We start from the raw sequence: 11,183 nt of genomic DNA, 5'->3' as shown, positions 1-11,183 counted from the left end.
AATTATACCAAAAGCGGGGGTTTCATGCTATTTTTTTGCTAAAAAATATTGAAATTTCAAGGTGCAAAAGCACTTTTACAAGTGCGAAGTTTGAGTATCTTATACTATTTAGTCTATTGTTACCCCTCTATTTCCAATAAACTTATTGGTTAATGAGGTGACAACCACACCCAAAACAATTATAAAAATTGCAATTGTTGAACCATAGCCAAATAATCTCTGCTGAAAAACTGTACTGTACATATAGGTACCTAGGACCTGAGAAGAATCAAAAGGTCCTCCAGCTGTAATCATCCAGACCATATCAAATACTTTTAAAGTACCTGTTATTGCTAAAACTATACAAACTCTAATATCCTGAAAAATAAGCGGCAGGGTGATTTTTGTTATTCTCTGGAAAGTATTTGCCCCTTCTATCTCTGCCACTTCATATAAAGCATTTGGTATTTTCGTTAGGGCAGTCAGAATAATAACAAAATAAAAGCCAACATACTGCCAGATTGTTGGAATCATCACCATGGCCAGTGCCTTAGATGCATCAAGCCATAATACTGGCTCCAGATTGAATAATTTAAGCACCGAATTTAAAAGACCAGCATTATAATTATATAACAGGCGAAATAAAAGACCTAAAGATGCTGCCGACAGAACTATCGGAAAGAAAAAGGTTGTTCTAAAAAAGTTTTTACCATATCTTATTAAATCAACAAAAACTGCCAGTAAAATCCCAAGTCCAACCTGAAAAACTACTGCTGCAATCATAAAAATAAATGTATTTTTAGTTGCAATCCAAATTACAGGATCATTTACTAATTTAAGATAATTACCCAGACCGATATATTCAGGATTGATATTATGAACTGTAAAGAAAAATGTCTTATAAAAACTTCTTAAAATAGGATAAAACAAAAATATACTCCAGAATAACAATGCCGGTAATAAAAAGAAGAAAATTACTTTTTTATCTTTTTTGAATTTAATTGTTTCCACCCCCAGTGAAAAGTAAGGAGCAGCAGACAAATATGCCGCTCCTCTTTTTATTATTTATTTTGCCTGTAGTTCTATTTTTCTTACTTCTTCTAAAATGTCTTCTGCAGATCTTCTACCGGAAACAATATAGGCTACTCCATCAACCAGAGTTTGCCAGGCTGGACGCTGAATCTGAGCATCAATGGGAAGTGACACATGATCAGCATTTTTGAACATTTCTAATCCATCCTGATATGGCTTTGTTAAACCAGCAGGAGTTACATCTGCTGCTGGCAGTCCTCCATTAGCCTCGGCAATTTTTTTAATTGCCTCTTTGCTGGTTAGATGTTTAAGTAAATCAATAACAACTTCTTTCTTTTCACTATCATTATAAGCTTCTTTACTTAAATACATTCCGGAAGTAAAACCAGCTATTAAGTCAGTTTTATTTCCCTTGTCTCCAATTTTTGGATATGGCACAATTGTAACTCGATTAGCACCTTCATTTTGTGCATCCGCAATGGCCCATGATCCTTCTACTAACATAGCTGCTTTACCCTGTTTAAATAGCTGACGAGCACCTGACCAATCCTGAGTTAGAGTATCTCTCTGAAAAGCATCTGCCTCATACAATTCTCGCAGATGATTTAAACCTTCAATCCACATTGGATTGATTCCATCGGCGATACCGGCATCATGAGCTTTAGCTCCACCAACTTTTAAAATTGAATGTTCTATATTATAGTGTGGTGTCATACCAAGGCCAGCAGCCATTGGTACAATATCATTAGCTCTAAATGTTTCAATCGCAGTATATAATTCTTCTTCATTTTCTGGAATTTTAACATCATATTTTTCAAATAAATCTAGATTAACAATTAAACCTTCGTAAAATCCAGTAATAGGGAGAGCATATATATTTCCATCACTGTATTTAACCTGTTCTAATACAGAAGGTAGAAACCCAGCTTTCCATTCCGGATTATTGGCTAAAATTTTATTAAGAGGAGTTACTCTGCCAGATTCTACAATCGGCTTTGCCTGTGAATCAGTAAAATACATTGTAATATCCGGCTCATTTCCGGAAGCAAAATCATTTTCGATTCTTACCTTTACACTCTCATCCAGAGTGGCTGATTCATCAATAATTTCTACATCAGGATGTTCTGCCTTAAATTCGTCTATCAGATCTTGATAGGCTCCAGAAGCTGGATCAGCACCAGAAAACATAGTATAAACTCTTAATTCCACAGCACCAGCGACCGCCCCAACAGTTAAAACTAAAAGCATTGTTAAAACAAAAATCATACTTCTCTTCTTCATAAAAAATTCCTCCTTATAGTTGTTTGTCTATATATAATTGCAAGTTGCATGCCAGAAAAATGTTTTTTGACATATTAATTGCTTCATCGCTTTTCAAAAGATTAAAAATTAGAGTTGAGCCCTGTTATTATAAGTATTTTTAAAAATTAAATTGTTTTATACTATAATATAATTTATTAAAAAAACACATAAAAAAAACGCATAACTGATTAGTTACACGCTTTTACACACTATTTTTTAATTATTAAGCTTTTGATGTAAATCTATAATCTCTCTGGCCAGATCTTTTAATAAAGATGCTGTCATCAAGTGATCCTGCCCATGGGTTAATAAAATACTATTTTCAATTTTTTCCCCATTATTCTCTAATTTAATTAACTCTGTTTGTTTTAAATGAGCCTGATATAATTTATCTCCTGCCCTTTTAAAGCAGATTTCTGCCTGATCATTATCATTATTTTTTGCATATTTAATAGCTTCCATAAACAAATTTTTAGCATCACCACTATAAGAAATAATGGTAAATATCATTTTTTCTAAATCCATAGTTACCTCCTTTTACTCCTTAATCCGCTCTGCTATTTTGACAAAAGGAAAATATATTAAGATTCCGATAAAGATATTAAATACCTGTAATAGCGAACCAGATATAGAACCCGTTATTAAAAACCCGCTTATTATGGGTGGAGTACCCCAGGGAACCATAGCAATTGTTTTAGGAACAAAACCAGTTAGAATAGCAAGATAACTAGTTAAGGTTAAGATAAGAGGTGTTAAAATAAATGGAATAAAATAAATAGGGTTCATTACAATCGGCAGCCCATATAAAATTGGTTCATTAATATTAAAAATTGACTGGGTAGAGCTCAATTTCATTAAGTCTCTCTTCCTTTTTGAATTTGAAAATAAATATATAACTATTAACAGGCTTAAAGTTGTACCACTACCTCCCATATAAACAAAAGAATCAAAAAATGGTTTGGTAAAAATATTGGGTACAGCCAAATTATTACTTACAGCCTGAATATTCTCCTGTAAAGCTGGTAAATATAAAGCCTGGATTACCGGTTCTAGAATATTAGTTCCATGTAAACCTAAAAACCAGAAAAAATGACCAATAAAAACAATAACTAATGCTGTAAGTAGATTATTTGCCAGTCCCATTAAGGGAAGCTGAATTAATCGATAAATTTCTTCAATTATATTTTCAATCCCAAATTGAGCAAAAACTAATCTCATTAAAGAAAAAATTAAAAATATAAAAATTGTTGGGATTAGAGCCGAAAAATAACGATTTAAAATTGGAGTCATGGTGCCTTTTTCCTGCTTCTTTTTTGAACTAATTAAATTCATTGTTTTAACATATATTTCAGTAGCTAAAATAGCAACTACGATAGCTACCAGAAGCCCGGAAGCATCTAACCACTGAAAAGGAATTGAAAATCCCTGAGCATCTGTCTGAATAATTGTTATTATGAAGGATGAAAAAGAAATTAAAGCTGCCAGCAGAGGATCCTCATTATAAGAATCAGCTAAATTATAACTGATTGAAAATACAATTAATAAAGACATTATTGCAAAGGTTCCATTATAGATATAATCAGAAAATAAGGTCCATTCAGTTCCAAATAAACTGGACATATATTCCTGATAATATACGATTGGAAAATTATTAATTAAAATTGCTAAGGAGCCAATAATCGCTAAAGGCATTATAGAAATGAAACCATCTCTAATAGACAGGAGATGTCTCTGAGAGCCCAGTTTAGATGCTAAAGGAACAAATTTATTCTCAAGTATCTGGATAAATTTATTAAACATTTATATCACCTTTTTATCTAAAAGAGTTAAAGCATGATTTAAAACAGCCTTACCATTTAAGGTTCCATACTGTACACTATCTATAACATCAAATTTAATCTCTGAATTTTTATAATCTCGTTCTAAGTTGTTTAATAAATATTTCACCTGAGGTCCCAGCAGAATAAGATCAATTTTTTTAGAATAATTTTTAAGCTCAGATTGTGCTAAAGCTTCTATATTAATCTCAATCTCATTCTCAGCTGCTATCTTATTCATTTTTGAGACTAAGATACTGGTTGACATTCCAGCAGTACAAACTAAAACAACATTTTCCATTCCTATCGCCACCTGTAATTAAATTTGCCCTTAGAGTTAATTTAACTCTATCTCCTTCTGCAGATTCGAATTTTTTAAAAAACTTTTTGTAAGATAAGCAATCTCATCTTGACTGATTTTAACAGCATACTCTCTTTCCAGAAAAAATATTTTATCTGCTACTTTTTGCATAAACAAATTATTCTTTCTTTTATAATTTTCCAGGTTCTCAAAAACATTTCCTTCTTCTCCTTTAAGTAATTTCTCAATCAAAAAAATCATATGAAGCAGTATTCCAACTTTAACATCATTATCAATCATAATTTTAGAATCATTGATAATTGAATCTATAATATTTTTACACTCATTAACAATTTTACTGCTGTTTAATTTTTCCAAATGATTACTCAAAGAATTTTTTATTTTACTGTATTTTTTTAAACCATCCAGTTGATCATTTAACTTTTCAAATGCTTTTCCAGAAAGGATTTCTACAGCTGGAATAAATGGAATATCTGCTTCTTTGATATCCACAGTACTGACAACTGCAAGTAAATTAAACTGTTTTTGATATCTTTTTATTTTCTTAATAAACTTATCATAATCAATTATATTTAAAGATATAATTTTTATTTCCGCCTCAGAAAATCTAGCTTCAATAATTTCTTTTAACTTACTGGAAGCTCCCTCACCGGTAAAACAGGCTGTTATTATCAGATTTTCAAAATGATTATTTTGTAGTTCAGGATCAGCCTCTATTTTATTATTTATCCCACTTCTAGTTAATGCCTTTTTTCCTCTCTGGACAGCATAATTGAGACAGCTATTATAAATTTCAGTTAAGCCCTGACCCAGGATTGCTTTTCTACAGGCATCAATAACTGTTGGAGTGCTTACCATATCTATTATTTTTATATTTTTATTATCTTCCAGTTCGATCATATCTGCAAAACCAGTTAAGGATCCCATATCGACAAGCAATAAAACATCTCTATTTGGAGCCAGTTCTTTGATCTGCTGACTGGTTTTATTAAAAAAATCCTGTGCATCCATCTCTAATGGCATATCTATTCCTACAGCAAATTTTTCATCCAATAATTTATTTGCCACCTCAGCCATACTGCTTGCAGTCGAATTACCATGCATTAGTATAAATACTGCTACTTTTGATTTGCTCTTATCTCTAATTTGATAGGGATTCTTGATTAAAAACATACTAATATATCCAATTTCATCTAAAGGTGTTTCTATTTCAAACTTTTTATCTATCAAAGAAGCAGCTTCAATTGCTGTCATAAACTCCTGAAAATGATTTACCCGGATATTATTTAGCTCAGGATGATAAATTTTTTCGCCTGCTTTAATTCTTTCTATACTTTTTTGCAGATGAAGGGCTAATCCTAAAAATATTTTTTTATTGAAATTCCGCTGAAGTTTTCTAGAAGATAACTGGAGAATTTCTTCAGTGATTTCTACAATTTCTTTTTCCACTATTTTATTTATATCGGACTTATTAATTATATCAGGCAGTGATTCTAAATGCTTTTTAAAATGAGATTCTATATCAATATTTAATATTTTTTGAATTTTTTCTTCGTCCATATTTTCTCGCCTTAAACTATTTAGCTTTTCCTCTATAACATCATAAAATAGTTTTCCAAGCTGAGAATCTTCGGCTTTAACATTTGACTTTGCACTACTGTTAACTATTTTATTCTGATCACTATCTGAAAACTCCAGAACCTCATTCTGTCCTTTAAATAGATTTTCAACTTCTGTACGCTGATGATGAAAGTTTAGTATCCCTTTTTGTACATGCTCAGGTATATCTTCCTGCGAAATCAAGATATATTTATTATCTGAAGTTTTAAAGTTTAAAAATGATTTAGCACTCGCCAGTTGAATGTCACTCGCCAGCTGACCAATATTGTTAGGACAATCATATAATAAAAAAGAGACAAGAGAGTTTCTGTCAATATAAATACTTTTACCTATATTTTTTGACTCTTCTTTGAGAAAATTTTCTATCAATCTAAATCGTTCCTTAAGTCCTCTGTTTTTCAATAATGGCAGCTTTATTACCATCGGAATCCGCCTGACAAAAGTATTCAATAAAAATGAATCCGGCTCTTCAGTAGTAGCCGCAATAATCTGCACCTCTGCCTTTAGTTTTTGCTCACTTTCTCCAAGGGGGCGAAAATATCCATTGTCAATAAAAGTAAATAACATTTCCTGTCCCTGAGGAGGAAGCCGGTGAACTTCATCTAAAAACAAAATTCCCTGATCAGCTTTTTTTAAGAGCCCCTCTCGATCCTTATTAGCACCTGTATAGGCACCTTTTTTTACTCCAAAGATCTGGGCAATTAAGAGCTGAGGATTGTCAGAATAATCTGCACAATTAAACTGGACAAAAGGAGCATTTTTTGCTAACATCTCAGAATCTACAGCAAACCCATGCATTAAATTTGCAAACATAGATTTCCCTACTCCAGTATCACCCAGCAGGAGGGTGTGTAAACCATTAGGAGGATACAGGATTGCTGCTTTTGCCTGTTGGATTTGACTTTTTAAGCTGCCATTTGCCCCGATAATTTCATCCAATTTACTGTTTTGATTTATATAATTATCTTTTAACTCAATGTTTTGATTTCCTGATTTTTTAAGAATATCTGGATCATTATCTGGCTTTAATTTATAAAGAACAGGTCTTCCCTGAATTTTGACCAGTCTGTCATTTCTATATAATTGATTTAAATAACGGCTAATATTTGCCCGATTAGAATCAAGCCTAGATGCAATTTCAGCTGCAGAAACTCCCTCCTGCTGATCATTCATCTTTTTTAAACACTGATATACTCTTTCAACTTTTTTAATTTGAATCACCTCCAACTGGATAATTAAAATTATCAAGATTTCATATTCTATAATAAGATAAATTAATTAAATTTGCAATTTTTTTAATTAAATATATTATTTTGTATAATTTCCAATCGAGATTTAATGCAAAAAATATCAAAGTTAAATTATGAAGATGATTTCGAAAAATTAATGGATATCAAAGATGTTAATAATCAACTTAACTCCATTGTCCAGTCAAATAAAGAAATTGAAGGAATAATTATTTACAGACCGGGAAGTTCAAATTTTTCTACCTTTAATAAAAATATTACTGAAATAATTGGAGAAAATTTTTCTGAAAATCAGTTTTATAAATCTGCAATCGAGAATAAAGGTGATTCAATCTGGGGCCAACAAATAAATAACAATGATAATTTATATCTCATTAAATCTTTAACCAGTGTTAAAACATTCAAAACAATTGGTGCCCTAGTTTTCGTTTTAAATACTGATATTTTTGCTGATTTATATGAAAATATAAATATTGGTGAAAATTCTTTGCTGATGATAACTGATCAAAATAATAAATTAATTTCCATCTCTGATACTGAAATAGATGAGAATAAGAAACAATCTCTTTTAAAAGAAATTCATAATAACAGAAACTTTATTTTGATTATAGCGATATTATGTATTTTGATTTCAATAATTATTGCGAGTCTTGTTTCCAAAAATATTTCAGCTTCAATTGATAAAATTGTTTATTCTCTAAATAAAGTGGGGAAAGGTCAAGTAAATACAAAAGTTGATGTAATTGGTAAAGATGAATTTGCTACTCTGGCTAATAGTTTTAATAAAATGACCACTAAGATAACTTCTCTGATTAAAAAGAATAAAAATACTGCTGAATCAGTAATCGATAATTCAAGTCAGGTTAATGAGCTTGCAAATAATTCTGAAGAAAATTCTATCCTTATTTCAGAATCAATAAGTAGTATTGCAGATGGAGCAGTAAAACAGGCAGAAGAAGCTCAGGCAGCAGCAGATATGATGAAAAATTTATCTCAAAAAATTGAAGATATAAATCTTGCAATTAAAAATATGAATCAGTTAACAGATAATATTAAAAATACCAGCAGCGGTGCTAATAAGACTGTTGAAAATTTAAAAGAAAAGAGCAAAAATGCTGCCAATATCTCTGATAAAGTAATAAATGATATTCAAAATTTAAATCAAAAAGCACAAAAAATTGACAGTGTAATCAGTCTAATTGAAGATATAAGTGAGCAAACTGACCTTTTATCTTTAAATGCCTCTATTGAAGCTGCCAGAGCAGGAGATGCAGGAAGAGGCTTTGCCGTAGTCGCTGCAGAAATTCGTGGATTAGCAGAAAAATCATCTAAATCTGTAGAGGTAATAAAAGATATTATAAAAGATATTACGATGGAAAGTAAAAAATCAGCTGCAGAAATCGAAACAGCTAAAAAAATATATCTAGAACAGCATAAATCTGTAGAAGAAACAGAATCTGCTTTTAAAATGATCAATGACAAACTAAATGAAATAATCTCATATATCAAAAATCTTGATAAATCTGTAAAATCCATTAATAAATATAAAAAAATGAGCTCTAAACAAATAACTGACATAGCAGCAATTGCTCAAGAATCTTCGGCCACTACAGAAGATGTTAATCTTTTAAGTGAAAAACAAAAAAATTCTGCTGATAAATTAACAAATGTCTCAGAAGAATTAAATAAAATAATTAGAGAATTAGAAAAAACGTTGAATATATTTTCAATTTAAGAAATAAGATTAAGCCCTGAAAATTTTCAGGGCTTATTTTTCATTCTTGATCTTGACCCTTTAATAGCAAGTGATTTTCGATATTTAGCAACTGTTCGTCTAGAAATATCAAGTTCATATTCCCTTTTGAATATTTCAACTATCTTTGCATCACTTAAAGGGCTGTTTTGATCTTCTTTTTTTATTAATTCAACAATTATTGCTTTTATGCTGACAGACGATAAATTATCAATACCACTATTAAAAAATATTTTAAAGGGAACAGTACCGTGTGGTGTCTGAATATATTTATTTCTTGTGGCTCTACTTACTGTTGATTCATGCATTTCTATCTCTTCTGCTATCTCCTGCATAGTCATTGTATATAAATATTTAAAGCCAGATTCAAAAAAATCATATTGTTTATCAATAACTGTTTCTAATATTTTCATGATTGTATTTTTCCGCTGTTCAATGCTTTTTATTAACCATAAAGCAGATTTATATTTTTTCTGCAGATATTCTTCTACTTCTGAGTCATTGTTATTTTTTAGTAAATTTAAGTAATAGGAACTAATATTTAAATTAAAGTCATTATCATCAGCAATTATTTGATAACCTGTTTCTGTTCTCTCCACAATAAGATCTGCTTCAACATATTCTGCACATGGATTAACGGAATTTAATGCTTCTTTTAGATCTAAACTTTGTATTTTTTTATAAATGCTTTTTATTTCTTCAATGTTTTTTTCTGATTTTGAATCAAAAAATATTTGAGCAGCTTCTTCAAATTCTAAGCTTAGTTCCCCTTTATGATTTAAATTACCCACAATAAACTGACCCAACTCTAATTGATTATCACTTAAAACTTCAAAAAGTTGATTTTCTAAACTCTCACAAAATTTAGGGTTATAAGCAACAAAGTTTTCATAATTTGAAGCTTCTTTTTTTATTCCACTGTAAGCAGAATTATTATAACCATTCTCCATATTTCCCATAATTTCTAAAAGAGGATTTTCTTTTGCCTGTTCATTAATAAATTCTGTTAACTCCAGACTATTATACTGTAGAATTTTTACTGCCATTTGTAATTGAGGAGTCATTACTAATTCCTGTTTTGCTTTTAAATCCAGATTAATATCTACCTGCATAAGTAAACTCCTTGCAAATTTAATTTTTTGAATTTTGAAAACAAAAATTTAATATTTTAGAGCTGTCTGACTGTTAATCAGCAGCTCTAAAATATCTATTATCTTATAAATATCAATTAAATTATTCAGCCAATTCAAGTGCAATTTCCATCATATCAGTAAAAGTTTTTTCTCTTTCTTCAGATGTAGTTTCTTCTCCGGTTACTAAAGAGTCACTTACAGTTAAAATGCTTAAGGCATCTACACCATACTTAGCTGCCAGAGTAAATAACTCTGCTGATTCCATTTCTACTCCTAAAACACCATATTCTTTCCATTTCTTCCAGGCTTCTTTATCATCATTATAAAAGGCATCTGAGCTTAAAATTGTACCTACTTTTACATCTGTAGACTTTTCTTCTGCAACCTGGTAGGCTTTTGATAAAAGCTTAAAACTGGCTGCTGCAGCAAAATCTTTGCCATCAAACCGCATTTTATTTAGATTGGAATTACTGCAGGCCGCTTTAGCTAGTATTACATCTCTTACTTGAGCTTCCTCATTAAAGGAACCACAGGATCCAACCCTGATTAAATTTTTAACTCCATAATCTCTAATTAATTCATTAACATAAATTGAAAGAGAGGGCATTCCCATACCTGTTCCCTGAGTTGAAACTTTTTTTCCTTTATAGGTTCCTGTAAATCCATACATTCCTCTTACATCATTATATTGGCTTACATCTTCTAAATAATTTTCTGCAATAAATTTAGCTCTTAATGGATCACCCGGCAGCAGAATTGTTTCTGCGATTTCTCCTTTTTTTGCACCAATGTGTACACTCATAAATATAACCTCCTATATATTTTCAGTTCTAATTCTTATTATAATATATTTTATGAAAAATAACAAAAATACTGCCATAACGATTGTGTCAAGTAGCTTTTGGAAATAGATTAAGACTCCCTTTAAATATTTTAGAATGCAAGAGACTTTATTGCTCTCTGCAATCCACTAACTTT

General features: G+C 30.6%; 9 protein-coding genes. 1 reads left to right on the top strand and 8 read right to left on the bottom strand.

All coding sequences use genetic code 11. The features are described from left to right. Positions 1-108: 108 nt before the first annotated feature. The 6 genes from DFR79_RS15535 to DFR79_RS15510 form a co-directional block, all read right to left on the bottom strand. Positions 109-1,020, bottom strand: coding sequence for a carbohydrate ABC transporter permease (locus tag DFR79_RS15535; RefSeq protein ID WP_243727828.1), 912 nt, complete (start codon positions 1,018-1,020; stop codon positions 109-111). A gap of 24 nt (positions 1,021-1,044) precedes the next feature. Continuing rightward, positions 1,045-2,292, bottom strand: coding sequence for an ABC transporter substrate-binding protein (locus DFR79_RS15530; RefSeq protein ID WP_133516378.1), 1,248 nt, complete (start codon positions 2,290-2,292; stop codon positions 1,045-1,047). Positions 2,293-2,529: 237 nt separating this feature from the next. Then, a complete protein-coding gene (locus tag DFR79_RS15525) occupies positions 2,530-2,838 on the bottom strand; it encodes a PTS lactose/cellobiose transporter subunit IIA (protein WP_133516377.1) in 309 nt (102 codons plus the stop codon). Between the two features lie 12 nt (positions 2,839-2,850). Further along, positions 2,851-4,113, bottom strand: a complete 1,263-nt coding sequence (locus tag DFR79_RS15520) for a PTS sugar transporter subunit IIC (protein WP_133516376.1) — start codon at positions 4,111-4,113, stop codon at positions 2,851-2,853. Further along, positions 4,114-4,431 carry a PTS sugar transporter subunit IIB gene (locus DFR79_RS15515; protein WP_133516375.1) on the bottom strand — a complete coding sequence of 106 codons (318 nt, stop codon included), beginning with the start codon at positions 4,429-4,431 and terminating at the stop codon, positions 4,114-4,116. Between the two features lie 36 nt (positions 4,432-4,467). Continuing rightward, on the bottom strand, positions 4,468-7,245 hold the full coding sequence (locus DFR79_RS15510) for a sigma 54-interacting transcriptional regulator (RefSeq protein ID WP_243727827.1): 2,778 nt from the start codon (positions 7,243-7,245) through the stop codon (positions 4,468-4,470). 165 nt (positions 7,246-7,410) lie between these two features. On the opposite strand from DFR79_RS15510, the gene DFR79_RS15505 reads away from it, so the two are divergent. Further along, entirely contained in the window at positions 7,411-9,054 is a 1,644-nt protein-coding gene (locus DFR79_RS15505; RefSeq protein ID WP_133516373.1) for a methyl-accepting chemotaxis protein, read from the top strand. Positions 9,055-9,080: 26 nt separating this feature from the next. Here the strand turns inward: DFR79_RS15505 and DFR79_RS15500 are convergent, their stop codons facing one another. After that, on the bottom strand, positions 9,081-10,184 hold the full coding sequence (locus tag DFR79_RS15500; protein ID WP_133516372.1) for an RNA polymerase factor sigma-54: 1,104 nt from the start codon (positions 10,182-10,184) through the stop codon (positions 9,081-9,083). 121 nt (positions 10,185-10,305) lie between these two features. Further along, complete coding sequence (gene deoD / locus DFR79_RS15495; RefSeq protein WP_133516371.1) at positions 10,306-11,007, bottom strand: purine-nucleoside phosphorylase; 702 nt, start codon at positions 11,005-11,007, stop codon at positions 10,306-10,308. Positions 11,008-11,183: the final 176 nt, after the last annotated feature.

It is taken from the genome of Halanaerobium saccharolyticum, from assembly GCF_004362045.1.
Lineage (GTDB): Bacteria > Bacillota > Halanaerobiia > Halanaerobiales > Halanaerobiaceae > Halanaerobium > Halanaerobium saccharolyticum_C.
The sequence above is the reverse complement of the archived record's forward strand: the minus strand, read 5'-3'. Positions and strand labels throughout refer to the sequence as shown.

Bases quoted from the DNA above. Each gene is read 5' to 3' on its own strand.
- DFR79_RS15530 (WP_133516378.1), bottom strand. From the start codon at position 2,292: ATGAAGAAGAGAAGTATGATTTTTGTTTTAACAATGCTTTTAGTTTTA.
- DFR79_RS15525 (WP_133516377.1), bottom strand. From the start codon at position 2,838: ATGGATTTAGAAAAAATGATATTTACCATTATTTCTTATAGTGGTGAT.
- DFR79_RS15520 (WP_133516376.1), bottom strand. From the start codon at position 4,113: ATGTTTAATAAATTTATCCAGATACTTGAGAATAAATTTGTTCCTTTA.
- DFR79_RS15515 (WP_133516375.1), bottom strand. From the start codon at position 4,431: ATGGAAAATGTTGTTTTAGTTTGTACTGCTGGAATGTCAACCAGTATC.
- DFR79_RS15510 (WP_243727827.1), bottom strand. From the start codon at position 7,245: ATGAATGATCAGCAGGAGGGAGTTTCTGCAGCTGAAATTGCATCTAGG.
- DFR79_RS15505 (WP_133516373.1), top strand. From the start codon at position 7,411: ATGCAAAAAATATCAAAGTTAAATTATGAAGATGATTTCGAAAAATTA.
- DFR79_RS15500 (WP_133516372.1), bottom strand. From the start codon at position 10,184: ATGCAGGTAGATATTAATCTGGATTTAAAAGCAAAACAGGAATTAGTA.
- deoD (WP_133516371.1), bottom strand. From the start codon at position 11,007: ATGAGTGTACACATTGGTGCAAAAAAAGGAGAAATCGCAGAAACAATT.